Below are 26,924 nucleotides of genomic sequence, written 5' to 3'. Positions count from 1 at the left end.
TAATTCATCTGAATTTTATTTTTCCCAATTTAAAGCGCCTCTCTTAACTACGTAAAAGAAACCGATTAGAAAAATAGAAATAAAGGTTAATACAGCTAAAAATCCTTCAACACCAAATTCCCGAACGTTTAAAGCATAGGGGTAAAAAAATATGATTTCGATGTCAAACAATACGAAAAGTATAGCCGTTAAAAAATATTTAATTGAAAAGGGGGATCTAGCATCTCCTTCGTAAGCTACTCCACACTCAAAAGTATCGTCTTTTACTTTCCCATGTACCCTTGATCCTAGCATTGCAGATCCGATTAATGTAACTACACTAAATGCGAAAGCGACAGCTACTTGGATTAAAACCGGGATATAATCTACTGGTAAACTCATGCTAAATTATTATTTACATTATAATGTTTTGCAAATTTAGTGTATTTTCAAACTTAATCTCTACATTTTTTATAATAAATGATTACACTTATATATATGCTATTTTCCTGAAAACTTTAACAACTAAATCGCAGATATTCAGATTATTATAATAAAATCAAATTTATTATAGAATTTTATTTGTAATTAGTCTAAATAAAAATTAATTTTGCTTCAATAATTTAAACACATCTAATGAAACATATCTACACTAGTTTTAGTTTATTTTTTTGCTGTATAATTACGTTTGGACAAAATTTAAGTTCCATTCAGGGGTTTATACTAGATGAACAAGGTATTCCAATTGAAAATTCAACCGTATATATCGATGGAAACCCTTCACATAAAACCAGTGATTCCAAAGGTTTTTTCTTTATTGAACAATTGGAAAAAGGCACGCATTCCATGTCTGTATTTCACCCTAATTATTCTCTACACAATCAGGAAATTTCTTTAATATCTGACTCTTTGAAACAAATCTTTATTGTATTAAAAGCTAATAAGGATTCAATCGCTAACCATAATTCGGGAATTGAAGGTTATATTTTTGATGAGGATCATCAACCGGTGGTTAATGCAAATTTATATGTAGATGGCAATACTAATTCTATACAAACAGATCCTTCCGGTTACTTTAGCATTTATGGATTAAAGGAAGGAGCTCATAATTTATTTATTCAAAATAGTTCTTTATATTCGGAACATTTTGAAAATATTTTCTTAAGTCCTAACGAAATAAGAAACATCACTATCACTTTAAATTCCTTGGCTAAAACCGATAAAAATTTAGACGAGGTTGTAGTTTATGGAAAAAAGAAAGTACCTAACGGACTTGATATGGTTACTCGCATCCCGATTGACCCTCAAGATATGATTCAGAATATAGCAATTATTCCGGAAAAAATAATTAAAGAACAAGGAGCTCTATCTTTGTCAGACGCTACACAAAATGTAGCTGGAGTTACTTTATTTGGTTCCTACGGTGGAGTTAGAGAAAGTATGTCTATACGTGGATACAGAGGCACTCCGGTTCTTAAAAATGGGGTGCAAGTAGATTCCGATTTCCGTACGGCTTCTATTGCTTCTGATATGCAAGGTGTAGAAAGCGTACAAGTTCTTAAAGGTTCAGCAGCCTTAACACAAGGAATTGGGGACGGCTTGGGTAGCCCTGGAGGAGTTATTAATGTAGTTACTAAAACCCCTAAGTTTAAAGACCAAGGCAATATATCTATAAGAACAGGGAGTTGGGGAATGTTTAGACCTACGCTTGACTTTCAAACTGTACTAGACAAGAAAAAGACTGCTGCAATAAGAATTAATTCCGCTTATGAAAGATCTGATAGTTATAAATCTTATATAAACAAAGAAAAATTTTATATTAATCCTTCTTTTGAATGGAGACCGGACGACAAGACTAGAATAGTTTTGGAGATGGATTATTTAGATTCTAATGTTACTCCTGATATTGGCACGATTAATCTTGCTCCTGATAATATTGAGGCGTTGTTTAAAATGCCACATAATAAATTCTTGGGGTTCAAATCGGATAATATGCATAACAAAACCACCACTTATAGCACCCGATTATACAGAGACTTAACTAATCAATTAATGTTAAGACTTGCATATGCTGGATCTTCATACCAAACTGAAAGCACAGCAGCAAGTTTAACTAAAAATAAGTTTTCTGAAAATGGTGTCATTGATTACAGTAAAAGATATAGAACTTTAAATAAATCTGCCAGAGATGATAAAAATCAAGTAATCCAGCTAGATTTAATTGGGAAAGATGTAAAAACTGGATTTATGAAACATACGTTTCAAGCAGGGTTTGATTTTAAGAAAACAGATTTAAATACTACTAGTTATTCTCTTTTAGATTCTAAAGGGAAATCGGTAAAATACATTGATGTTATTGATGTCTATTCTCCTATTTCCAACGTTAAACCCACGGGGTACACTTTTGGTGACGAAAAAGTAAGTTCATCCAATACCTCTTCGTATGGATTTACAGTGCAAGATGTTGTAAGTTTTAATTCTTATATTAAAGCGATGCTAGGCGTTCGTTATAGTTCAAAAATTAGCCAGAGTAATTCTACTATTGGGAAAACCCAAGGGAATGCTTGGGATCCTTTTTTTGGTGTAATGATTACTCCTATAGAAAATATAAATATTTTCGGATCTTATACCACTACCAGCGATTTAAGATCTGCAGCTAATAGAGATATTAATGGTAAAGAAATGGGAAGCGCTGTTTCTAAACAATGGGAAATGGGTTTTAAATCTTCTTGGTTCGAGAATCGTTTATTTTTCAATGCCACTTATTTTAATATTAGAAATTCTGATTTACAGTATGGAATTACCGATGGCGTAAGTAACGTAGTTCTATATTATATTCTTGCCGGAGATTTAAAGAGAAGCGGTATTGAACTTGAATTAACTGGGAAAATACTACCTAATTTACAAGCTATTTTAGGTTATTCTTATCTAGATGCTAAGTATGAAGATAGCCCTTCTTATGTTGATGGATCTAGACCTATGAATGCACCGCATACCACCTTCAACGGCTGGTTACGTTACGCCTTTGACAAAGGAGCATTGAAAGATCTATCGTTGGGTGCAGGAGTGTATTATGTTGGAAGTAGACCTGTGAATGAATGGTCTTTAGTTGCTGACGGTCATGGTACAACCCCTGGAGTGAAACCTTTTTTAATGCCTTCTTACCTGACTGTAAATGCACAAGCAGGTTATAAAATCAAACAATTTGATATACAAGTTTTCTTTAATAATATATTTAACGAGCTGGGGTATAATTCCTATTATCGAGGCGGATTTATAAACCAAATTGATCCTAGTAACTTTGGCATTCAAGTAGGATATAATTTCTAATTTTCCCATTTACTAAATAAAGACTACCCTACTAGTTATGGTAGTCTTTTTTAAATTACTTGCACATCTAACTTAATATGAAAGAAAAAAATAAATTCAGGAAATTCATTAATGACATACACCTTTGGCTGGGATTGATTGCCGGAATCGTATTATTTATCGTATGTTTATCAGGAAGTATCTACGTCTTTAGAAGTGATATTGAATATTTTGTAAATCCAAATAAATACAATGCCTCCGACTTTAACAATAATTCACCGTATCTACCGATTGAAAAGTTAGTAGCTACACTTGAAAAAACTGAAAATGGAAAGGTTTCTTTTATAGAAATTCCTGAGAACCGCGCAAAAAATATATTGTTTGGATTGTCTAAAAAAACAACTCCTGTAAATAACAAGATCAAAAGTAAAGGCGATGAAAATATTCAACCTAAACGACAAAGACCCACCACCTATTATGTAAATCCTTATTCGGGAAAGATTGCTGGCAAAGATGGTGATAAAGCTTCTGAGTTTTTTATGATCGTAATGAAGCTCCATAGATTTTTATTATTGGATCCGAGCATAGGTCGTCCCATCATTGGAATATCAACCCTAATTTTTATTTTATTATCAATTTCAGGATTAATCTTATGGTTTCCAAAAAAGTTTAAATATTGGAAGCGATGGAATCATTGGAAACCTGGATTTAAAATTAAGTTTAAAGCTAGATGGAAAAGAATCAATCATGATTTACACAATACCCTTGGGTTTTATTCATTATTTTTACTTTTATTAATGGCTATTACTGGGCTGTGCTGGTCTTTTGAATGGTACAAAAATGGATTGGGAAAGATAATGGGCAGTGAAGTTTTTGCTGGAAGAAATGAAAAACCATTAACTTTAAAAAATACTTCAGATCAAACCATTTCTTTTGAAGAAGTTGAACGAATAGTAAATCAACAATTGCCTTACAAGGGAGATGTTAGAATAAATATACCTAAAGATTCTGCACATGCATATAGTATTTCTAAAAGCAAATCAGGCATTTTCGCAATAGCAGCTCCGGATAAGATGAATTTAAACCCATACAATGGAGAAATTATTTCTTTAGACTTATTTAAAGATAAGCCTTTAAATGTTCAAATAGTTTCATTAATCAAACCTCTACATATTGGTGATATAATGGGAACTTTCTCAAAAGTGTTATATTTTATTTGCTGCCTGATTGGAACTTCTTTACCTGTAACCGGTATAATTATTTGGTTTAATAAGATGAAAAAGAAAAAATAATTTTCACAAAAAAAACAGATTCTTATCTTAAGAATCTGCTATTCTATTTATTTAATATAAATGGTATTATAAACTAAAATCTTTGTCGGAAAATACAGGATTAATCGTATAGCTATCTACTGTTTGCGTAGCTATCTGTCCAGGTACTATGGTTTTAATTTTTGTAGCTAATTTTATTCCTTGAAAATCTTTATAGTCTGAATATTCTTTTACCATATTCTCTCCTGTCTTTAAAATTTCTTCTTTAACTTTCAACCCTGTTTTTGCATCAAAATAAACAATGGTCTCGGCATCTTTATCTTTAAATTTAATTTTATGCACTTCATTTCCATTAAGAATACTTTTACCTAAATATTCTGAATTTTCATCAGCAAAATACAGTTCAGTAAAAATACCTTTTTTTTCTCTCATTTCTTTTTCTTTATCCTGTGTAAGAGCAGATAAATTGGAAATAGGCTTTAAACCGTCAAAACCCTGAACTACTTTTTGCCCCATAAAATCTACGATAGAAATGTATTTATTAGGTACTTGGTATTTAGTAACAATGTTTGCTTTAACATCCGTTGTACTAAATGTAATTTCTCCTTTAGATTCAAGGGTTTTTATACTTTCTAATTTTTCTTTACTTCCTGCTACCGCTTTATAATAATTATTCAAAATGGATTGAAGACTTGGTTCCTCTCCTTGTAAAAAATCATTTACAGCAATTACATCTTTAAGCTTAAAGCTTGATGCATTTAATAAATGAAATGAAATGAACAGAATTATTATAAATATCTCTCTTCTCTTACCTATAAATTTATTACTTGGTTGCATCTTTTCTTTGTTTAATCATTTCTTTTAGCACACATAACACTCCATCTTCATCGTTAGTTTTAGTAACATAATTGGCATTTTCTTTTAAATAGGGATGTGAATTTTCCATAGCAAAACTAAACTTAGATTCTTGAATCATTTCTAAATCGTTCAAGTAATCACCAAAAGCCATAGTTTCCTCTTTATGAATTCCTAAAAGTCTTTGCACTATTTGAAGAGCTTTACCTTTATTTGAATCTTTTATTGATATGTCCAACCAATTCTTACCTGATACTTTTACCAAATAATCCTCTTTTAAATGTTCCACCAAAGGATATACATTTTCTTCTGACCCTTTAGTATTAAACACAGCAATTTTAACAATTTGATCGTCATTAATTGGTTCTCTAAAATTTGAAACAAATTTTCTTTTTGGATAATAAGGTGCTACAAATTTTTCAAACTCTTTTTTTTCATCTACCATATAAGCACTTTTAACTCCACACAACAAAATTTCTGTACCAGGAAGATTCTCCAATGCGTCTACTACCTTATTTATTAATTCTTGAGATAGTTCTCCTACAAAAATTTTTTTATCTCTAAAAATTACATTCCCTCCATTCTCTGAAATAAAATAGATTTCATTTTTTATTGGGTTGAAGATTGAAGCTAAACTATCGTATTGTCTACCACTTGCAACAACAAATTGAATTTGTAATTCTTTTAATTGTTTGTACAGATCAAAAAATTCAGGATTCAGTGAATAATCAGTATGGAGCAATGTCCCATCCATATCTGTAACCACTAATTTAACATTACTATAATCTATCATTATTGTACTTTTATATTATTTTTATCTATAAGCCCATTAATAAAATCTGAAATATTCATTCTTTTTTTACCTTCCAATTGAATTTCTTTTGGAAAATAAAAGCCTTCTTTTATAGCTATTTTTAAAATATCTTTTCCTTCTATTATTATTTTCCCTATTGGAAAATTATGAGTTTCTCTGCTGTAATAGCCGCTAAATATTTTAAAAATTTTTAATTTTTCATTGCCGATAACTAAATGAGTATAGGCTACTGGATAAGGACTTAAACCTCTTATTAAATTATGAATATTTTCTATTTTATCTTCCCAGTTTATTAAACAATCTTTTTTAAAGATTCTGGGTGCATATTTATATTCAACTTCTTTCTTTAATTCTTGTTTTTCGGATTTTAATGTTCCGTCTTCCAACCCTTGCAAAGTTTTAACTACTAAATGAGAGCCAAGTTCTTGTAAGCGATCATGTAATTCTCCAGCATTTTCATTTTCGTTGATTGCTATTCGCTCTTGAAGTAAAATTTCTCCGGTATCTATCTTTTCATCTATAAAGAAAGTTGTTACTCCTGTTTCATTATCTCCATTGATAATTGAAAAGTTTATTGGTGATGCACCCCTATATTGTGGGAGAAGCGAGGCATGCAAATTAAATGTACCTAAACTGGGTAATGACCAAACTTCTTTCGGTAGCATACGAAAGGCAACCACTACCATTACCTCTGGTTTTAGATTTGTTAATTCCTCTATAAAATTATTGTCCTTTAGTTTTTCAGGTTGCAATAAATTCAAATTATTCTTTAAAGCATATTTTTTAACTGCTGATTCAGATATTCTTTGTCCCCTCCCTGCTGGCTTGTCTGGAACTGTTACAACCGCTACTACTTCATAACCAGCTTGTATAATTTTATCTAATGGTGCTACTGCAAATTCGGGAGTTCCCATAAATACAACACGTAAGTTTCTTTCTTTCATTTATTAAATTTTTAAACTTAGCTCTTTTTGTTATTCTTACAAATATAAATAACTGTTGGCAGAAATGCATTCTTTATAATTTTATTTGTATGCTAATATTTAGCTAATTGCTTATATTTATAGAATTATTTTATTATATTTGCTGTCCAAAAAACAAAAAACGGATATTTTATGTATGCAATTGTAGAGATAGCAGGGCTTCAATATAAAGTTGAGCAAGATCGAAAATTGTTCGTGAATCGTTTAAAAGCTAATGCCGGGGATGAGGTTACTTTTGATAAAGTATTACTTACTGACATTGACGGTTCCGTAACAGTAGGCGCCCCAGCTATAGAAGGAGTGACTGTTGTCGCAAAAGTTTTAGACCAAGTAAAAGGAGACAAAGTAATTGTCTTTAAAAAGAAAAGAAGAAAAGGTTATAAAGTTAAAAACGGACATAGACAGCAATTTACTCAAATACAAATTGTTTCTATAGGTGGTGTTGCAGCTCCTAAAAAAGCAGCAAAGAAAGCAGCTCCTAAAACTGAAGCAAAGGAAGAAGTAAAATCAGAAGATTAATTTTAACTAAAAAGAAAATTATAGCATGGCACACAAGAAAGGAGTTGGTAGCTCCAAAAATGGTAGAGAATCTCACTCTAAAAGATTAGGCGTGAAAATTTTCGGAGGTCAAGAAGCCAAAGCAGGAAACATTTTAGTAAGACAAAGAGGTACTACTCATCATCCTGGAGATAATGTAGGAATCGGTAAAGATCATACTTTATTTGCTCTTATTGATGGTGTTGTTGTTTTTAGAAAAAAACAAAATGATAGATCTTACGTTTCTATAAAACCCAATGAGGCTTAAGTAAAATTTTTAATAATAAAAAAAACCGATAAAATTTATCGGTTTTTTTTATTATAATTACTATTAAAAAAATCTAATGGATGCATTATAAATTGTATTATTCTAAAATTACTAATATAGATACATAAAGTTATAATAATTATTGTACTAATTATATTTATAAGTAAATTAGGTTGAATTGTAAATCTTGGGAAGATTATACTGTAAATAATTACTTCAAAAATAAAATGCATTAAATATATCTCCAAAGTTTTAGTTCCAAACTTACCTATATTTTGAGGTGTAAGATTTATAACCGCTATTGAAGTAATAATGGCTAATAAATAAGCTTGAAGTCTGTAAAATAATCCTACTAGATTGGATTGAAAATATACTAGATAACTTCCTTCTCCAAATAAAGAGAGTCTATAGCGTATATCCATATTTTTATAAATAAATACAAATAAAATCATTAAATATAGAATAGAATAAAATTTATTAATCTTTCTTATTCTAACCATAGTAATTTTAGAACTAAGAACACCTAACAAAAAATAGGGAAAAAAGGTTATTAATCTGAAAAATTCAATGTTAAAGGGTAGAAATCCTAGTATTATTGGCACTAAAAAAGATATAATTAATAAATTTATAATTGAAATCCTACCTTTAACGATTACATAAATAAATCTCCATAAGAACAATCCTAATATATACCAACCTTTAGGTCTAATAAAGACTTGCAACCAGTTTTCAAATCCTAAGAACATCGATGGTATTGAGTATATGAATTGAAATATAGTAAATGTAATAGATAATCCTATAAAAAATTTCTTATATTTTTTCCAAGTAATATTTTTTGAAAAATATCCTGAAATAAATATAAACAAAGGCATATGGAATGTATACAAAAAACCAAATAAAATATGATCAAATTTAGTAGTACTAGTATCTATAGTGTGCCCAAAAACTACTAAGCATATGAGTAAAAATTTTAAAGAATCAAATAATTTATCTCTGGCCACTCTTTATAATTTAAAAATTTTTAACGCATTTTCAGTAGTTTTCTTGCCTATTTCATCAATATTAATTTGATAGATGTCTGAAAGTTTATCTGCTACATATTTAATATAAGAAGATTCATTCCTTTTTCCTCTAAATGGTACAGGTGCTAAGTAAGGTGAATCTGTTTCTAAAACAATAGATTCTAAAGGAATTTTTTTTAAAAACTGATCTATTTTTCCATTCTTAAAGGTTACTACACCACCTATACCTAAAGAAAACCTTAAATCTATAAATTCTTTTGCTTGTTCTAAAGTTCCACTGAAGCAATGAACAATCCCATATAAGTCGGGAGACTTTTCATGCCTTAGAATTTCTAACACTTCTTCAAAGGCTTCCCTAACATGAATAACAATAGGCAACTGGTATTTCTTTGCTAATTCTATTTGTTCCTTAAAAGCTATTTTTTGTATTTCCAAGGTAGAAGTATCCCAATACAAGTCAATTCCAATTTCTCCAATAGCTGCAAATTTTTCTTTTTCTAATTGATCTTTAACAAAAATTAGCTCTTGTTTATAATTTTCAGGTTTTACATCACAGGGATGAATTCCTATCATTAAAAAAATTTTATCTGGATGATTTTCTTGTAAATTCTTCATTTTAGAGTAATAAGCTGAGCTTATTGAGGGTAGATAAAATCTTCCTACTCCTTCTTCAACAGCTCTTTTTATAGCCTCTTCCCTATCTTCATCAAATTTTTCTGAATATAGGTGTGTATGTGTATCTATAAATTCCATATTTACTTTATTATTAAAGACTTAAAATAGGATTACGTATTCTCTATTCTGTTTTTTAATAAATGATATTCTAACTGCATAGATCCTTTAGGCAATAAAGGTTCTAAATCTTGTATATTTTTTAATATGTTATATAAAAATTTTTTATGCGCTATCGTACTTTCATTTTGTGCTTTATGCTGTAAGGATAGTTTAATTTTATCAATTCTTTGCATAATTGATTCCACTTCATTACTCATAAAGGAATTTTTAAATTTATTCCATATATATTGAATAGCCACCTCATTGGGATGAACTAAATCTTCTTTATAAAAACGATAATCTCGCAAATCATCCATAATAAATTCATAAGCTGGGAAATATTCACAATTATCATACAAGTCCACCACAGAATGTATGACGGATAACAATTGAGCCTTACTTCTATTATTTTCTACTAAACCATCTTTAATATGCCGTACAGGGCTTAAAGTAAATAGAATTTTCACCTTATCTTTACCTAGATCGTTAAGCATCTCCACTATATTTTTTAATGAAGTTTTAATCTGGTGTTCGGTGAGTAATAGTTTGTTAAAATTGGAATTTGGAATTTTATGACAATTAGCAACAATTATATCAAACTGCTTTAATTTGTAAATCCAAGATGTTCCTAAAGTAATAATTATTAAATCAGTATTTCTTAGAAAATCGTGAGCGGTTTGTATATTTTTATTTATTTGGTTTAAAATAGTTTCTGCATTTACTGAATCAAAAGTAGAGCTATGATCCCAACTTATATAAAGTTCTTCATACTTATATATTTCAGAACTTATGTACTCTTGATTGGAATAAATTCTCATCAACGCATTTTCAATCGCTAAGGGGTGAAATAATATTCCGAATGGATTATGATAAGTATTAAATTTATAATGTATCAGTTTTTGGGTTATTTCTGTAGCAAAGCAGGATCCAATAGTAAAAATTTTGCTATTATAATCTAATTTTAATTCATTGGTTTGATATTCAAGCTCTGTTCTAAATATCATAACTTAACTTTTTCTTATTAATAAATTATCAATAAGCGTTAAAAGAGGTTGTTTTTTCTCTTCCGTTAAATTTATTGCATTTAAATGTTTTTTTGCTTGATTGTTATATTCATTGACCAATTCTAAACATTTTCGATCAACTTTTAATTTTTTAAATAATTGAACAACGTTAGATATTTTTTCTTGACTTTCTTCTCGTATTTCATACCAATATTGTAACTCTTTCTTTTCTTCTGGATTAGCGTTTTCCTCTGCTAAAATGTATAAAATTGTTTTTTTATTCTCATAAATATCCCCTGCATACTTTTTACCAACCTCCTGCTGTTCTCCAAATACATCTAAATAATCATCCATGAACTGAAAAGCTATTCCTAAATATTTACCAAATTCATACAAGTTTGAAGCATTTTCACTTGAAGTTTCTGCTAGCAATGCCCCCATCTTCATAGAACAAGCACATAATACTGCTGTTTTACCCGTTATCATATGAATATATTCATCAAAGGAAACTTTATTTTGGTTTTCAAAGTTCATGTCGTATTGTTGACCTTCACAAACTTTCAAAGCAGTTTCACTAAATAACTGAAAGCAGGGCTTAAATAATTGTGGGTCAAGATCCTCCAACATTTGAAAAGATTTCACTAACAATGCATCTCCAGATAAAATTGCTGTATTTTCATTAAACTTTTTATGTACAGTGGGTTTACCTCTTCTTAGAGGTGCTTTATCCATAATATCGTCATGCATCAAAGAAAAATTATGAAAATATTCAATTCCTAACGCTGGTTTAATTACTTTGTAATAATCTTCTTTAAATAAATGGTAAGTCATTAAAACCAAAACTGGACGCAAATGTTTCCCCCCTAAATCTAAAATATAGTTCATAGGCTCATACAATTCTTCCGGTGCTGTATTAAAGGCATTTTTAATTATTTCTTCTTTTATTAAACCTCTATATTTTTCTAAAAAATTCATTTTGCATCCATTGTATCACACAAAGATAGTGAATATCTTTTTCCATCTTATTTTTGATATCCTCCATTTAAATATAAAATTTCTCTCTTATATTAAAATTAATTGGGTAATTTAGATTTTAATTCTAATGAAATGAATACCGACTTAATTGAAATAAAAAATGCAATTCCAAGAATTAATTTTTTTTCTTTTTCTACTCCCATTAACTGGAAAATAAAAAAAGGAGAACAGTGGGCTGTGATAGGAGCCAATGGTTCTGGTAAAACCCTACTCATAGAAATTTTAACCGGGAAATATGGATTGAAATCCGGAAAAATTTCATGTAAGGATGAATGCGGTAAACAATACTCAATTAGAAATTTTGTAAAGTATGTTGCTTTTAAAGATATTTATTCTCTTACCGATTGCAGAAATAGTTATTATCAACAACGATGGAATATAGGCTTAGAAGAAGATATCCCTTTAGTAAAAGATTTTCTAAAACAAGAGGATAATCAGGAATGGGTCAATCATTTAATTTCTACTTTTCGAATTAATGATCTTTTAAATAAAAAAATTAATCTTCTTTCAAGTGGAGAACTTAGAAAGTTTTTATTAGTAAAATCTTTAGCTTCTAAACCTGGAATTTTAATTATAGATCAGCCTTTTATAGGGCTTGATTCACATTCAAGACGTATTTTAAATGAGGTATTCAATGATTTGATTAAATTCACAGATTTACAAATCATTCTTTTAGCTTCCGATATTGCTGATATACCACCTTTAATTACTCATATTTTACCTATAATAGATTGTAATATTTTACCTTTTCAAAATTTTACAGATTTTATCAATAATAAAGACCTTCATAAAAACTTGTTTAAGTCTAGAATTGACGATCATTTGCTTTCTAAATTGCCAAAATCACAAGTTGTAATAAGCTACAATAACGCTATTTTATTTAAAGATATAAATATTTCCTACGACAAACGAACTATATTAAATCATCTATCTTGGACAGTTAAAAAAGGGGAAAAGTGGGCTCTTTTAGGTCCTAATGGTTCTGGAAAAAGTACTTTATTAAGTTTAATTGTTGCGGATAATCCGCAGGCCTATGCCAATGATATTACCCTTTTTGATCAGCCACGTGGTACGGGTGAAAGCATTTGGGATATAAAGAGAAATATAGGTTATATTTCTCCTGAAATGCATTTGTACTATCAAAAGAATGTTTATTGCTTAGATGTAGTCAGTTCAGGTTTCTTTGATACCATCGGCTTGTATAACAAATGTACTGAAAGCCAAAAAGAAATTGCTTTATTATGGATGAAAATTTTAGGCATTGAATCTCTACATTCAAGCTCATTTTTAAATATATCCACAGGTGAACAACGCCTAGTTTTACTTGCCAGAATTTTTGTTAAAGATCCTTCTTTATTGATTTTAGATGAACCTTTGCATGGATTAGACATGGATAATAAAAAGAAAATTATTAAGTTACTCAATTTATATTGTTCTTCTGATAAAACTGTAATATTTGTTAGTCACTACAAAGAAGAAATTCCTGAAATTATTAATCATGAATTAGTATTAACGAAACATTAATTATTTATTTATTTTTTATGAAAAGAATTTCATTACTAATAATCTTTGAAATTATTATTTCTGCAATTGCTGGGTATTTAATGTCCTTAATGTCTTTTATCGGAAGAATGGGAATAAACCTTGTACGTACTGAGTATAAAGTTTTTAAAACTTGGTGGAAAACTGCTTTAATAATTTTCAGTATTCAAATTGTGTTAATTTTTATTCAATGGATCGTAAAAAGAGGTTGCACATTAAGTGCTTCACGGATAGTGTTCTTTTTTCTCTTACTAATTGGCGTACTTGGATTAGTATATACATATTATGATTTTTCAAGTGTTTTTGAACATCGCTTGATGAAAGACAAATTCCACCTAGGTGGATATTTATTTTGGATTGGATGGATTTCGTCTAATCTATATTTTTTAGTTACTCCTTACACTAGAAATAATAAAATGGTAGAATCTTAAAATGGTCATAAAAAAAAGGTTGGCTTGAAAGCCAACCTTTTTTACTTTATCTTTAAACTATGCAGAATTACGGCTTGCATTTATAATTCCAAACAGTGTTCGTACTAACATTCTTTCATATACGATTCTATCCTCATCATTCTCAGTCTCGTTTATTTTCTGTAATGCAAATTGCTGGATTACTAATAAAGGAAGCATTATTTTTTCTCTACATAAAACTGACATTCTATTGATTTCTTCCTTCTCCATTAAAACCTTTTGCTTAGAAACTTCCAATAACAAATCATACGTTAATTTAAATTCCTCGTTTAAAATATTCCAAAAATCAGAGAATTTATCATTATCTTTCATGTAAGAAGTCAATTTGAAATTACATTTTATCATTGACATCATACTATTTTGAACTAAGGTTCTAAAGTACAATGAATGTTCGTACAAATCTTGCAACTCAGACAATCTTCCTTGTTCTTTAAATTCTTGTATAGCAGTTCCAAAACCAAAATATCCTGGAACATTTTGTTTTGCCTGGCTCCATGACCCCACAAATGGAATGGCTCTCAAGTCCTTAAACTGAAGCCCTGAAGAATCTTTTTTTCTTTTCGATGGACGACTTCCTATATTAGCTTTACCGTAATATTCTACTGTAGTCCTTTCTTCTAAATAAGCAATAAACTGTGGATGATCTTTGAGTTCCTTATATTTTTTATAACTTATTTTGGACAATTCATCCAAAATATACCGATCTTTAGGACTAAGTATCAATTGTTTATTTTCAAACACTCTGTTGGATATACCCGCTGTGATAAGCTGTTCAAAATTGTGTTTGGCTTGATTTATTGATCCATATGAAGAAGATATAGTTTGTCCTTGAATCGTGAGTTGTATTTGATTGGATGCAATGGTTGGTCCTTGGGAAGCATAGAACTGTCTTGTTTTTCCTCCTCCCCTTGCTGGTGGACCTCCTCTACCATCAAAAAATAATACCTCGATCTCATTATCCTTAGAAACCTTAGTTAATTCTTCTTTTGCTTTGAATATAGCCCAGTTGGCTTTCACATATCCACCATCTTTGGTTCCATCGGAAAATCCTAACATAATCGTTTGTCGTTTTTCTCTCCTCATTAAATGTTCCCTATATAAAGGTAGATTATACAATTGTTGCATGATGCTTTCTGCATTGTCTAAACCTTCTACTGTTTCAAACAAGGGAATAATATCTAGCTCTATATCTTCTTTTTTATATCCACAAAATTCAAATAAGGCAAATACCTCCAATACACTAAAAATAGAAGTAGAATTACTAATTATATAGCGGTGAATTGCATGAACACCATTTTCTTCCTGTATTTGTTTAATTTGTTTAATGTTCCTAATGGTATCTTTTATAATATCTTCCTCAAAATCTGATTCTTGAATTAAAATATTGGACTGGAATAAAACATAAAATTTTTCTTCCTTATCCATTTCATCGTAAGATTTTTCAGAAAGATTGTACCTCTTTACAATTGCATTTAAAATCTTTTGATGAATACTACTGTCCTGCCGTATATCTAAGGAGGCAAAATGCATTCTAAATGTTTGTACCTGACGTATGAATCGATCTAATTCATTTAAAAAAATACCGTCATGATCATCTACCAAAATTCTTCTTATTTCTAAAGCTTTTTCAAGAATAATTTCTGTAGTTAAACCTTTTTTAACTCCAAAAGAATTATCGTAAATCAATTGACTTAGTTCTCTTAACTTCTCATATACTCCTCTAAATGTGAGTCTTCTGGATATTTTTTTAAGATCATTATAATAGCATTTCATAATGCTAGTTCTTAATTCTTGTGTAACTTTTTTGGTGATACTTGAAGTTACATATGGGTTTCCATCTCTATCACCTCCCGGCCAAAAGCCAAGTTCCATAATTGGTATAAAGTCTTTATTTTCTGAATAATATTCAGAAAATAATTTTTCATGCAGTTGTCCTATAGCATCGTAATACACATATCGTAAATAATAGATGATACTATTGGCTTCTTCCAATGGAGTGAGTTTATTTTTATTTATAAAGGGGGTTCTTCCTAATTGTTGTAATAAATTGTTAATCTGAGTAATATCGTTATCTTGTATCGCCTCTGTAAGGTCTGATATTATTCTTAAAACCGTATTTGGATAAAACTGTGTGGGGTGCGCAGTAAATACTACACGTACTTTAAAAGTTTTTAGTTCTTCGTAAACTTCTTTTAATTTGTTTTGCTGCTGAGCTACTTGATAAAGATTCTCTAAAGTTCCATTCTGATGGTTAACGGCTATAATTTTATCAAAAGATGCGTCTTCAACAGAATCAAATAAAACAACTTGTCTTTCTATAAATTGAATGATTCTAAATAAAAGTTCATTTTTGTCCTCTTCTTTATTTAAATATGCATATTTGTTTAAGAAAAACTCTATAATATCTTTAGGATTTTTCTCTTTATTCAATTCTTCGTTAGCCAAATCGTATAACATAGGGGTTAAAGCTCCTAACTTCCCCATATCATGATAAGGCAAATTGGCAAATAAGCTATTGTATACTATGTATTTATTTTCTACTTCTTGTCTAAAAGTAGATTCAGAAACATTTTGATCCATATATCAACTCGTTGTGTTTAATGATTTTTAAAATTCTATAATTTATACTTTTAAATGAACGACCAAAATATCCATAGAGTTTAGTTAAATTTTACTATTGTTTGAGTATATAAATATCATAATTTTTTTATAGAATTCATAATTTTAAGTGAATTATTTCAACTGATAAATTGAATTATGAACAATATCCTGAGCAATAAAATTTTACAAGTTATATAAAGAATAATTGGAACTTATGTTTTGAATTATACTCTCTGTTCTATCTTTATGAGTATCCGATAGAAAAATTTGTCCAAAATTTTCATCTAAGACTAGCTTTAACAATTTTTCCACTCTTTCCTCATCCAATTTATCAAAAATATCGTCCATTAAAAGAATAGGATTTTTCTTAGAATAATTTTTTATAATTTCTAACTGAGCCAACTTCAATGAAATTAGAAATGATTTTTGTTGACCTTGAGAACCTATCTTTTTTATCGGATGGTTAAATAACTTAAATAATAAATCGTCCTTGTGAATTCCTTTTGAAGTATAGGTGGAATTTCTGTCTTTTAATAGATTTTCTTTTAATAGATTTTGAAAAGTTGTTTCGTGTAAATCAGAAATATATTGAATATCTACGGATTCTTCTTGATTGGATAGAATTGAATAATATTTGCTAAAAACCGATACAAAATCTTGTATAAATTGTATTCTAAATTTATAAATAGTGTTTCCGTTTTTAATTAATTCATCATCATAAATTCCTAGACTAAAAGCGTCAAAAGTATTTTGTACCGAAAACAATTTTAGTAATGCATTTCTTTGCAATAGTACTTTTTGGTATCGTATTAAACAATGCAAATATTCAGGATTTAGTTGACAAATCATATTATCCATAAACTTTCGCCTAAATTCACTACCCTCAGCTATCAAATTTTGATCATAGGGAGAAATCATCACACATGGATATTTCCCTATATGTTCTGACAGCTTTTCATAAGATTTATTGTTTTTTTTTAATACTTTTTTCTGACCGGTTTGTACTAATAACTTGATGATATCTTGGTTATCCTGATTTTTAAAAATTCCTTCTAGTGAAAAAAAATTCTCTCCAAAACGCACATTGTTTTGGTCAGAATAATTTAAATAACTCTTTGTTAAAGATAAATAATAGATAGCATCTAAAACATTAGTTTTCCCCTTGCCATTATTACCAACTAAACAGTTAATTTTGTTTGAAAAGGAAAAATGTTTTTCTTCAAAATTTTTAAAGTTAAATAATTTAAGGCTTTCTAAAGTCATCCTATAGAATAGTTATCTAATTGGTGGATATTCCGTTGGATTTACTTCATGCATAATATTGTAAACTTTTTCAATAACATCATCAACTGAAGGTTTAGAAAAGTAATCCCCATCTGTGCCATAAGCCGGGCGGTGTTCCTTAGCTGTTAGAGTTACAGGTGCAGAATCTAAATACTGAAAACCTCTCTGCTCTTCAATAACTTTATGCAATAAATAAGCACTTGCACCGCCTGGTACATCTTCGTCAACGATTAACAATCGATTGGTTTTCTTTAAGCTTTCGACTGTTTGATGTTTAATATCAAATGGAATTAATGATTGAGCATCTATAATTTCTATGTCAATTCCTAAAATGGATAATTCTTTTGCTGCTTCTGTAACTATTTTCCAACATGCGCCGTAAGTCAATATAGTTATATGTTTACCCTCTTTAGTCACTTCAACTTGTCCTACTGGTGTTGTAAACTCACCAAGATTTTTTGGCAATGGTTCTTTTAATCTATAACCATTTAAACATTCAACGATCATACAAGGATCGTCCGACATCATCATAGTATTATAAAATCCAGCTGCTTGTACAAAATTCCTAGGCACCAAAAGATAAATTCCTCTTAAATAATTAAGAATACCCGCCATGGGTGAACCTGAATGCCATATCCCTTCTAAACGATGTCCTCTTGTACGAATAATTAAAGGCGCTTTTTGCCTACCTCCTGTTCTATAACGCAAACTTGCCAAATCATCGCTCATGGTTTGAATTCCATACAATACATAATCAATATATTGGATTTCCGCAATAGGTCTTAATCCTCTCATTGCCATACCTATTCCCTGCCCAATTATAGTTGCTTCTCGAATTCCTGTGTCAGAAACCCTAAGTTCTCCATATTTTGCTTGTAGACCTTCAAATCCTTGATTTACATCTCCAATTTTTCCCAAATCCTCTCCAAAAGCAATGAGCTCAGGATATTTCATCAATAGTTTATCAAAATTGTCTCTTACAATTAGCCTTCCGTCTACTAATTTTGACTCTTGATCAAATTCAGGTGCTATATATGGTATATTTAACGCTGATTTTGTTGTATCTGAATATAATTTTGTATTATAATTATCCTCTTCTCTCTTTAAATTTTTATTGAACCATGTGATAAGATCTGACTTAGCCGCTATATTTTCATCCCTTATTATCCTTAAAATCTTCCTAACAAAATGATAGATTTCTCTTTTATATGGATTAGTAATTTTTAAAAAAATATCTTTTTGCTGACTAATAAATACTTTTTTGGAACTTTGTAATTCTAATAAATTCACTAGTTGCATGGCTTCACTTTTAATGGAATTTAATGATTCTCTATACTGATTCCATGCTATTTTTTGATGTTTCTTCACTTCTTCTTTCACAGACTCCTCTAACTCTTCCAACTCATTTTCTGAAATTAAAGATCGTGAAGTGTTATTATCTAAATTTGGGACTTTAAAGTCTAATATCCACTCTTTAAATTTTTTTAAACAATCAAACTCTTTTTCCCATTGCAAACGCTCTTTAGACTTGTATCTTTCATGAGACCCTGAGGAAGAATGTCCTTGAGGCTGTGTTAATTCATCTACGTGAATAATTACAGGAACATGTTCATTTCTGGCTAACTCTTCTGCTTTGCTGTAAGTTTCAATTAATTCTGGGTAATTCCATCCTTTCACATGAAAAATTTTACAGCCTTTTTTCTCACCGGATTTTTTTTCAAATCCTTGCAATAGTTCTTTAAATTGTTTTTTGGCTCTTTGCTCCGTAGAATCAACAGAAATCCCATATCCGTCATCCCATATGGAAAGAACCATAGGGATTTGTAAAGCGCTGGCTGCATTAATGGCTTCCCAGAAATGTCCTTCGGAAGTACTTGCATCTCCAATGGTACCAAAAGCGATTTCATTTCCTTGATTTGAAAAATTGGATTGTTTTGACAATCCTTTTTCTTGTCTATATATTTTAGAAGCATAAGCCAATCCAAATAATCTAGGGATTTGTCCTGCTGTGGGAGAAAGATCCGCTGCATGATTTTTTTGTTCTGTAAGATTTTTCCAATTTCCATCAACATCTACTAAATGCGTCGCATAATGAGCATTCATCATTCTCCCTCTGGATTGTGGTTCTCTCTCCGGATCTGCATCAGCATACATTTGAGAAAAAAAGTTTTCAATTGTTATTTCGCCTGTAGCAAAAGCCAAGGTTTGATCTCTGTAATAACCAGAACGAAAATCTCCATTTTTAAAAACTTTAGCCATTGCAATTTGTGGCAATTCTTTTCCATCACCTAAAATAGCAAACTTAGCACTTCCAGACAATGCTTCCTTTCTGCCTAAAATACTACATTCTCGGCTTATTAAACAAAGTCGATAGTCTTTTAAAATTTCTCTTTTAAACTCATAAAAACTTAATGCAGATTCTAATTCCATAGAACTATTTTCTTCAACCACTACTCTTTACTTTTAAACGAACAAAGTTACAGAATTTTGCATAAAAATTCTTTCCAAAGAATGTTTTCGTATTTATACGATGTTTATTACTTATTTAGGTATTGTTGAGAATTTTTTTCAAAATCAGTTTTACATTTACTACTGCAAAATCCATAAAGTTTACCATTATAGGTAAGTGTATCTCCCAAGTGTTTGGATGTTTCCATTTCACACACAGGATCTAATTGATTTTCAACTTTAACATTTGAGAGATTATTTGCATTCTCTAGCATATCTGATTTTTTTTCGCATGCGATTGCTAAGAATACAACTGAAGATATTAAAATGAGTCTTTTCATATTGATTAATTTATAATTGAATTAACTGTTCTGCCATTGTTGGGTTAATTGTATAAAATTTTCTACAGACAATTGTTCTGCCCTAAGATTTAAAAATTCATGGTCATGCAAAGATAAGGGAACGCCTAAAACTTTTAGCGCATTTCTTAAGGTTTTTCTTCTTTGGTTAAATCCTGCTTTTACAATTTTTATAAATAATTCTGATTCTACTCCCTCAATTTGTTCTCGATAACGAGAAAGGCGAATAACTGCCGACTTTACTTTGGGGGGTGGATTAAAAACATTTTCGTGTACTGTAAACAAATATTCCGTTTTATAATATGCCTGAGTCAAAACTGAAAGTATTCCGTAAATCTTCGATCCTTTTTCTGCAACTATTCTTTCCGCAACTTCTTTCTGAAACATTCCAACAACTTCAACAACTTGCTCTTTATTTTCTAAAACTTTAAATATTATTTGAGATGAAATATTATAAGGAAAATTTCCAATGATTGACAAATTCTTTGGGACAATTTGATGAATATCAATTTTTAAAAAATCATCAACAATTTTAGATTTTAACTGTGGATAATTAATTTTTAAATACTCAACAGATTCATCATCTATTTCTGAAAGGAATAATTCTACATTTTTGTTTAATAAAAATTGAGTTAATACCCCCGTACCTGGTCCAATTTCAAGAATTGTATCGTAATTTTTATAGGTTAAAGAATCTACAATTTTTGATGCGATATTTAAGTCTTTTAAAAAATGCTGCCCTAAGTGTTTTTTTGGCTTTACTTTCAAAATATTCTCTTTTCTTTTAACATTATTTTATACCCAAAATTACATTTAAATCTATGAAGATTTTATACTTTAGCAAACATTTTATAAATTATGGCAATCAAAGCAGATAACTTAGATAAAAACAGGCTACGCTCATCCAATATTACTGTAGTTATTAGTATAGCTATGGTTTTATTTTTAATTGGGATTATTGGATTAATTATTATTAACACTAATTCTTATATTGATTATCTGAAGGAACAAATGGTTATAGAAGTTTTTTTTAAAAATGAAAAAAAATCTAACCCCAACAGCCAATCTCAGGTTCAGTACGTAGATAGCTTAAAAGGTCATCCTTACGTAAAATCTATTAAATACATTACCAAAGAAGAGGCTACTGATATTGGTAAAAAAGAACTGGGAGTGGATTCTCAGGTGTTATTTGAAGAAAATATTTTCCCTGCTTCAGTTATAGTTGGATTAAAGCCTGAATTTATTGATTCTACACATATTGAAACTATTAAAAAACAGCTGATAAAAAATCCTATTGTTGATGAAATAAAGTCTGACAATAGCCTTTTAGAAAAAATGGATAAGAGTGTTAAAAAAATAACCATTGGAATTTCTGTCTTAGCCATTATTATTTTGTTTATCGCTGTATCGCTTATAAACAACTCCATCCGTTTAAAAATTTATTCTAAAAGATTCATTATTAAAACCATGCAGTTGGTGGGAGCAAAACGTTCGTTTATTATACGTCCTTTTATAACAGAATCTTTAACTTTAGGTGTTTTAGGAGCCTTTATAGCTTTGCTGTTGCTGTTTGCTACCAACTACGTTATAACCAATGTTTTACACATTCTTCCTCCAATTATAGTTTTTAAAAATCACCTTATATTAGCTGCTTTTATTCTTGTATTAGGTATATTAATAACATCTTTAAGTACTTGGTTTGCAACATGGAGATTTTTACGCTTAAAGTCTAACGATTTGTATTATTAACAGTATAAATTTTTATTTAAAATGAAAAAAAATTCAGAAAATAAAAGTGATCTTCTTTTCGGTAAAAAAAATTATATTTTCATGTTCATAGGAGTTGCTGTTATAGCTTTAGGTTTTTTACTTATGACTGGCCCTGATGCAAATACGGTGAATGGAGTTTACGATCCTAATAGTTGGAACCAAGATATATTTAGTTTTAGAAGAGTTCGCTTAGCACCGACGCTAATCATTCTTGGTTTTATCATTGAAGGTTATGCAATAATGATCCATCCTAATCCATCCAAAACTAATAAAAAATAATGAATACTTTAGAAGCTATTATTATTGCTGTTATTGAGGGATTAACAGAATACCTTCCTATTTCTTCAACAGCCCACATGATTTTTACTGGTTCCTTGTTAGGCATTGAGGAGAATAACTTTGTTAAAATGTTTGAATACTGCATTCAATTTGGAGCAATATTAGCTGTCGTTGTATTGTATTGGAAAAAATTTTTTGATTTTAAAAAAATCAATTTTTATTTAAAACTTGTATGCGCCGTTATTCCAGCTTTAATATTAGGCAAGCTTTTTAGCGATAAAATTGATGATGTTCTTGAGAAACCTGAAATCATTGCGATCGTTCTTGTTTTGGGAGGAATTGTTCTACTATTCATCGATCGTTTTTTTAAGAATCCAACTATCCTAAAAGAAGAAGATATATCTATAAAACAGGCAATTACTATTGGATTTTGGCAATGCTTAGCAATGATGCCTGGAACTAGCAGGTCTGCAGCATCTATTATAGGTGGAATGCAGCAAAAACTAAGCAGAGAGGTTGCCGCAGAATTTTCTTTCTTTTTAGCTGTACCGACTATGTTGGCAGTAACCGTTTATTCCTTAACTCTTAAAACTTGGGAAGAAGGTGATTTAAAAATGAAAGGATATGAATTGCTATTATCAAACTCTGAACATTTTGGACTGTTTATCCTTGGCAATATTATAGCCTTTGTGGTTTCAATTTTTGCAATTAAATTCTTTGTAGGAGTGATAAAAAAGCATGGTTTTAAAATCTGGGGTTGGTATAGAATAATTATAGGAACTTTATTACTGATATACTTTTATTTTTTTCAGCATAAATAGTTTACTAGACTTTAAATTATTTATATAAGTTTATCATGCTTTATACACCCATTAAAATCTTCTTTAAGATATCTTAAACAATTTTAATTGTTTAAATGTTCTTACCTCACAACCTAATAAAATTTAGTATAAACCGTGGTTAGCTGTTTTTATAAGTGATTTCCATTATCTACGTCGTGTTCATAATCTTTAAAATTATATAAAGAAGACTAGACCTATAGTAATTACTTTTAAATCAATATAAATAAAATTTAATAACTGATTGAATCTATCAACTATGAAATCATTCCGAACTATTATTTTTCTTGTTTTATTTCTTAACTTCACTATACTTTTTGCACAAAAAGATAGCCTAAATCTCACTTTAGAATATCTACCTAATAAAAATTACACTTTTAACTCTGACATTCAAATGATTATTGAAGGCTGGGAGAATAACACTATCAATTACACGAACCAAATTAAAAATCTGTATTCAAAAATAATATCTACTGGAAATCTAAATAATAATAAATTCCCATTTTCAATAAGGTTTAATGATGAAAATAATATTGATTTAAATAAATATGAATTCAAAGGCATTTGTTCCCCCCTTGAATACCCTAAGATATCTTATGTAGTACCAACTATAGAAAATAAGGATATTGAAAACTTTTATTTGAATTATATACAAGAAGCGATTAAAGAAATTCCTATTTTAACTAAAAAGTTAAAATTAGGTGAATCTTTCACCACTAGTTCTCCATTAAAATATACTTTAAGTGAATTTTTAAGTTTAGATTTGTTAGTTCTAAAACATTATACTTTAGTTAAAATAGATTCTAATTATGCTTATTTTGACTATGAGATGAAAGCATCCATTAAGAACTTTGAATATATGGATATAAAATATTCCGGAAAAAGTTCAGGTAAAGGAAAGCTTGTTTATGATATAAATAATCATTTCTTTATCTCTAGCAAGAATAATGAATCAATATTAAATCTTAATATGCTTCATCAAGGCAAAACAAGTTTGTTAAAGATTAAAACTTTTATTAATGAGGATATATTAATTCATGAAAACTAAATAATTCTTATTACTAATCATAGTTATTTAAACTTACAAATCCATTCAATACTTTAGTTTATTTAATTTATTTTCTATTAACTTTATAATTTAAAAAACTAAATGGAAGAAAATTATTTCTTTTTAAAATATTTAAAATATGTCTGTACACGCCAAGATAAATAAGGTAACTGTTGAAACTTTAAAGAAAATGAAAGCTACTGAAAATAAAATATCAGTACTTACAGCCTATGATTACACAACGGCAACTCTAATTGATCAAGCTGGTATAGACGCCATATTGGTTGGAGACTCTGCTGCTAATGTAATGGCTGGATATGAAACTACACTCCCTATTACCTTAGACCAAATGATTTACCATGCGCAATGTGTAGGTAGAGGGATTGAAAAAGCTTTACTCATTGTAGATCTTCCATTTGGAACCTATCAATCGGATGCTAGGCAAGCTTATCATTCTGCGGTAAGGATTATGAAAGAAACTTCGGCTTCAGCCATAAAAATTGAAGGTGGAATAGAGATTAAGGAGTCCGTGAAAGCGATTGTAAATGCTGGAATTCCTGTAATGGGACATTTAGGACTTACTCCCCAATCTATCAATCAATTAGGATCATTTAAGTTAAGAGCAAAAGAAAAACAGGAAGCTGAAAAGTTAATTTCAGATGCTTTACTTTTAGAAGAACTGGGTTGCTTCTCCATAGTTTTAGAAAAAATACCTTCGCAGTTGGGAGAAGAGGTTAGTAAACTATTAAGTATTCCAACCATTGGAATTGGTGCAGGAAATAAAACTGATGGGCAAGTACTTGTCATTCATGATTTATTAGGTTTAAATCCTCATTTTAAACCCAAATTCGCAAGGCAATATGCAACACTCCACGAACAAATAACTAATGCCGTCTCTTGCTATGTAAAGGATGTTAAAGAAGAAACCTTCCCTAACCAAAATGAAAGTTTTTAGCAAAATTTCAAATTTAATATAAAATTATTATTTATAATTCATGGTTTTAGAAGATCAAATTCTCTTTGAAGACAATCATTTACTTATCATAAACAAAAAAGCAGGACAAATTGTTCAAGGTGATAAAACAGGAGATGTTTCTTTAGTTGATGAAGTTAAAACTTATATAAAAAAGAAATATAACAAACCTGGAAATGTATTTGCAGGTTTGGTACATCGTATAGATAGACCTACTTCCGGAATAGTCATTTTTGCTAAAACTAGTAAGGCTCTCAGCCGTTTAACAGAAATGTTGAAAAAGAGAGAAATAAAAAAAACTTACTGGGCAGTAATTAAAAAGACAGAGATTCCGAATAAACAAAGATTAATTCATTTTTTAAAAAAAAATGAAAAAACTAATAAAGCTATTGTATATAAAACACCTAACATAGGCGCTAAAGAGGCAATACTAAGCTACGAAAGTATACAAACCTCCAACAATTATATGCTTTTGGAAATAAATTTAGAAACTGGAAGACATCATCAAATTAGAGCACAACTAAGTAGTATAAAATGTCCAATAAAAGGAGATTTAAAATATGGCTTTGATCGATCCAACCCAGACGGAAGTATACATTTGCTTGCTAGAAAAATAGAGTTTATCCATCCCATTAAAAAAGAACCTCTACAAATAATTGCACCAGTTCCACAAAATGATAACTTATGGAAGAGTTTTGTAAATTAAAAATATATTATTTAGTAAAAAGTTCTTCAGAATTACCATGAAAGATTTTACCTTCTTCACATTTAATGGTCTTAGCTGGAAAATTTTTAATCATTGAATAGTCATGGGTAGCCATTAAAATAGTACAACGAGTTTTTTCTACAATGCTTTTTAGTAATAGCATGATATCTCTTGAAGTTTCAGGATCCAAATTCCCAGTGGGTTCATCAGCTAAAATTAATTCCGGGTGATTTAATAAGGCTCTAGCTATTGCTATACGTTGTTGCTCTCCTCCAGATAATTCATAAGGCTTTTTATTTTTTTTAGATAACATCCCAACACTTTCCAATACCTCATCAATTCTACTATGCATTTCCTCTTTATCTTTCCAACCGGTTGCTTTTAATACAAATATTAAATTTTTCTCAACAGAACGATCAGTAAGTAGCTGGAAATCTTGGAAAACTATTCCTAACTTTCTTCTTAAACTTGGAATTTGACTTTCCTTTAAAGACGTTAAAAATACATCTGCAACTTTCCCCTCTCCTTCTTTTAAGGGAATATCTCCATATAAAACTTTTAATAAAGAGCTTTTACCACTCCCAGTCTTACCTATAAGATAATAAAAATTACCTCTAGCTAATGAAAGGTTTACATTATTTAATACAGGATGGTTCTTTTGATAAACACTTGCATTATTTAAATATATAATAGGCTCACTCATTTTAAAAGTATTATTCGTATATAATGTATCTTTTACAAAGATATAAATTAC

The 26,924-nt window shown here is 29.6% G+C and carries 26 protein-coding genes; 12 read left to right on the top strand and 14 right to left on the bottom strand.

Translation table 11 applies throughout. The features are described from left to right. Nucleotides 1-15: 15 nt before the first annotated feature. The gene (locus ETU10_RS03485) at nt 16-381 is read right to left on the bottom strand and encodes an NADH-quinone oxidoreductase subunit A (RefSeq protein WP_146309926.1); all 366 of its coding nucleotides are present in this window, start codon (nt 379-381) and stop codon (nt 16-18) included. Between the two features lie 234 nt (nt 382-615). On the opposite strand from ETU10_RS03485, the gene ETU10_RS03480 reads away from it, so the two are divergent. After that, the gene (locus tag ETU10_RS03480) at nt 616-3,309 is read left to right on the top strand and encodes a TonB-dependent siderophore receptor (RefSeq protein ID WP_146309924.1); all 2,694 of its coding nucleotides are present in this window, start codon (nt 616-618) and stop codon (nt 3,307-3,309) included. 77 nt (nt 3,310-3,386) lie between these two features. Beyond that, nucleotides 3,387-4,580 carry a PepSY-associated TM helix domain-containing protein gene (locus tag ETU10_RS03475; protein ID WP_185145051.1) on the top strand — a complete coding sequence of 398 codons (1,194 nt, stop codon included), beginning with the start codon at nt 3,387-3,389 and terminating at the stop codon, nt 4,578-4,580. Nucleotides 4,581-4,646: 66 nt separating this feature from the next. Here ETU10_RS03475 and ETU10_RS03470 read toward each other — a convergent pair whose 3' ends face one another. Genes ETU10_RS03470 through fmt form a run of 3 tightly spaced genes read right to left on the bottom strand, consistent with a single transcriptional unit; the run spans nt 4,647 to nt 7,172 of the window. Next, nucleotides 4,647-5,396, bottom strand: coding sequence for a hypothetical protein (locus ETU10_RS03470; protein ID WP_146262130.1), 750 nt, complete (start codon nt 5,394-5,396; stop codon nt 4,647-4,649). Further along, nucleotides 5,383-6,207 (bottom strand): HAD family hydrolase, encoded by an 825-nt coding sequence (locus ETU10_RS03465; RefSeq protein ID WP_146309922.1) that lies wholly within the window; start codon nt 6,205-6,207, stop codon nt 5,383-5,385. The genes ETU10_RS03470 and ETU10_RS03465 overlap by 14 nt, the downstream gene beginning before the upstream one ends. Next, nucleotides 6,207-7,172 carry a methionyl-tRNA formyltransferase gene (fmt, locus tag ETU10_RS03460; RefSeq protein WP_146309921.1) on the bottom strand — a complete coding sequence of 322 codons (966 nt, stop codon included), beginning with the start codon at nt 7,170-7,172 and terminating at the stop codon, nt 6,207-6,209. The genes ETU10_RS03465 and fmt overlap by 1 nt, the downstream gene beginning before the upstream one ends. A 171-nt stretch (nt 7,173-7,343) precedes the next feature. Here fmt and rplU point away from each other — a divergent pair, with 171 nt between their 5' ends. After that, nucleotides 7,344-7,730: a 50S ribosomal protein L21 gene (gene rplU, locus ETU10_RS03455; protein WP_146262133.1), complete on the top strand. Its 387-nt coding sequence runs from the start codon at nt 7,344-7,346 to the stop codon at nt 7,728-7,730. Between the two features lie 25 nt (nt 7,731-7,755). Further along, entirely contained in the window at nt 7,756-8,016 is a 261-nt protein-coding gene (rpmA, locus tag ETU10_RS03450) for a 50S ribosomal protein L27 (protein ID WP_146262134.1), read from the top strand. Between the two features lie 35 nt (nt 8,017-8,051). Here the strand turns inward: rpmA and ETU10_RS03445 are convergent, their stop codons facing one another. Genes ETU10_RS03445 through ETU10_RS03430 form a run of 4 tightly spaced genes read right to left on the bottom strand, consistent with a single transcriptional unit; the run spans nt 8,052 to nt 11,791 of the window. Continuing rightward, nucleotides 8,052-9,017, bottom strand: a complete 966-nt coding sequence (locus ETU10_RS03445) for an acyltransferase family protein (RefSeq protein WP_146309919.1) — start codon at nt 9,015-9,017, stop codon at nt 8,052-8,054. A 3-nt stretch (nt 9,018-9,020) separates the two neighbouring features. Beyond that, nucleotides 9,021-9,791, bottom strand: a complete 771-nt coding sequence (locus ETU10_RS03440; protein WP_146309917.1) for a TatD family hydrolase — start codon at nt 9,789-9,791, stop codon at nt 9,021-9,023. Between the two features lie 32 nt (nt 9,792-9,823). After that, nucleotides 9,824-10,816, bottom strand: a complete 993-nt coding sequence (locus tag ETU10_RS03435; protein ID WP_146309914.1) for a GSCFA domain-containing protein — start codon at nt 10,814-10,816, stop codon at nt 9,824-9,826. A gap of 3 nt (nt 10,817-10,819) precedes the next feature. Beyond that, nucleotides 10,820-11,791, bottom strand: a complete 972-nt coding sequence (locus ETU10_RS03430) for a polyprenyl synthetase family protein (RefSeq protein WP_146309912.1) — start codon at nt 11,789-11,791, stop codon at nt 10,820-10,822. 132 nt (nt 11,792-11,923) lie between these two features. Here ETU10_RS03430 and ETU10_RS03425 point away from each other — a divergent pair, with 132 nt between their 5' ends. After that, the gene (locus ETU10_RS03425) at nt 11,924-13,375 is read left to right on the top strand and encodes an ATP-binding cassette domain-containing protein (protein WP_146309910.1); all 1,452 of its coding nucleotides are present in this window, start codon (nt 11,924-11,926) and stop codon (nt 13,373-13,375) included. A gap of 17 nt (nt 13,376-13,392) precedes the next feature. After that, nucleotides 13,393-13,824 carry a hypothetical protein gene (locus tag ETU10_RS03420; protein WP_146309908.1) on the top strand — a complete coding sequence of 144 codons (432 nt, stop codon included), beginning with the start codon at nt 13,393-13,395 and terminating at the stop codon, nt 13,822-13,824. A gap of 57 nt (nt 13,825-13,881) precedes the next feature. Here the strand turns inward: ETU10_RS03420 and ETU10_RS03415 are convergent, their stop codons facing one another. The 5 genes from ETU10_RS03415 to rsmA form a co-directional block, all read right to left on the bottom strand. Next, on the bottom strand, nt 13,882-16,443 hold the full coding sequence (locus ETU10_RS03415) for a phosphoenolpyruvate carboxylase (protein WP_146309906.1): 2,562 nt from the start codon (nt 16,441-16,443) through the stop codon (nt 13,882-13,884). A gap of 204 nt (nt 16,444-16,647) precedes the next feature. Beyond that, nucleotides 16,648-17,727 (bottom strand): DNA replication/repair protein RecF, encoded by a 1,080-nt coding sequence (gene recF / locus ETU10_RS03410; RefSeq protein ID WP_146262142.1) that lies wholly within the window; start codon nt 17,725-17,727, stop codon nt 16,648-16,650. 12 nt (nt 17,728-17,739) lie between these two features. Next, nucleotides 17,740-20,178 (bottom strand): alpha-ketoacid dehydrogenase subunit alpha/beta, encoded by a 2,439-nt coding sequence (locus tag ETU10_RS03405; protein ID WP_146262143.1) that lies wholly within the window; start codon nt 20,176-20,178, stop codon nt 17,740-17,742. A gap of 107 nt (nt 20,179-20,285) precedes the next feature. Further along, complete coding sequence (locus ETU10_RS03400; RefSeq protein ID WP_146262144.1) at nt 20,286-20,537, bottom strand: YHS domain-containing protein; 252 nt, start codon at nt 20,535-20,537, stop codon at nt 20,286-20,288. A gap of 21 nt (nt 20,538-20,558) precedes the next feature. Continuing rightward, a complete protein-coding gene (rsmA, locus tag ETU10_RS03395; RefSeq protein WP_146262145.1) occupies nt 20,559-21,323 on the bottom strand; it encodes a 16S rRNA (adenine(1518)-N(6)/adenine(1519)-N(6))-dimethyltransferase RsmA in 765 nt (254 codons plus the stop codon). Nucleotides 21,324-21,413: 90 nt separating this feature from the next. Between rsmA and ETU10_RS03390 the strand changes: the two genes are divergently transcribed. From ETU10_RS03390 to ETU10_RS03365, 6 genes are all read left to right on the top strand, one after another. After that, entirely contained in the window at nt 21,414-22,304 is an 891-nt protein-coding gene (locus ETU10_RS03390) for a cell division protein FtsX (protein WP_146262146.1), read from the top strand. Nucleotides 22,305-22,325: 21 nt separating this feature from the next. Next, entirely contained in the window at nt 22,326-22,604 is a 279-nt protein-coding gene (locus tag ETU10_RS03385; RefSeq protein ID WP_146262147.1) for a DUF3098 domain-containing protein, read from the top strand. Next, the gene (locus ETU10_RS03380; RefSeq protein ID WP_146309905.1) at nt 22,604-23,425 is read left to right on the top strand and encodes an undecaprenyl-diphosphate phosphatase; all 822 of its coding nucleotides are present in this window, start codon (nt 22,604-22,606) and stop codon (nt 23,423-23,425) included. Before ETU10_RS03385 ends, ETU10_RS03380 begins: the two co-directional genes overlap by 1 nt. Nucleotides 23,426-23,702: 277 nt before the next feature. After that, a complete protein-coding gene (locus tag ETU10_RS03375; protein WP_146262149.1) occupies nt 23,703-24,491 on the top strand; it encodes a hypothetical protein in 789 nt (262 codons plus the stop codon). 139 nt (nt 24,492-24,630) lie between these two features. Then, on the top strand, nt 24,631-25,446 hold the full coding sequence (panB, locus tag ETU10_RS03370; RefSeq protein ID WP_146262150.1) for a 3-methyl-2-oxobutanoate hydroxymethyltransferase: 816 nt from the start codon (nt 24,631-24,633) through the stop codon (nt 25,444-25,446). 40 nt (nt 25,447-25,486) lie between these two features. Next, nucleotides 25,487-26,170: an RluA family pseudouridine synthase gene (locus ETU10_RS03365; RefSeq protein WP_146262151.1), complete on the top strand. Its 684-nt coding sequence runs from the start codon at nt 25,487-25,489 to the stop codon at nt 26,168-26,170. Between the two features lie 7 nt (nt 26,171-26,177). On the opposite strand, the gene ETU10_RS03360 is transcribed toward ETU10_RS03365, so the two are convergent. Continuing rightward, entirely contained in the window at nt 26,178-26,873 is a 696-nt protein-coding gene (locus ETU10_RS03360) for a cell division ATP-binding protein FtsE (RefSeq protein ID WP_146262152.1), read from the bottom strand. Between the last annotated feature and the right edge of the window lie 51 nt (nt 26,874-26,924).

It is taken from the genome of Apibacter muscae (assembly GCF_007845595.1).
Lineage (GTDB): Bacteria > Bacteroidota > Bacteroidia > Flavobacteriales > Weeksellaceae > Apibacter > Apibacter muscae.
Note: the sequence above shows the minus strand (reverse complement) of the source record. Positions and strands in the feature narration are given on the sequence as shown.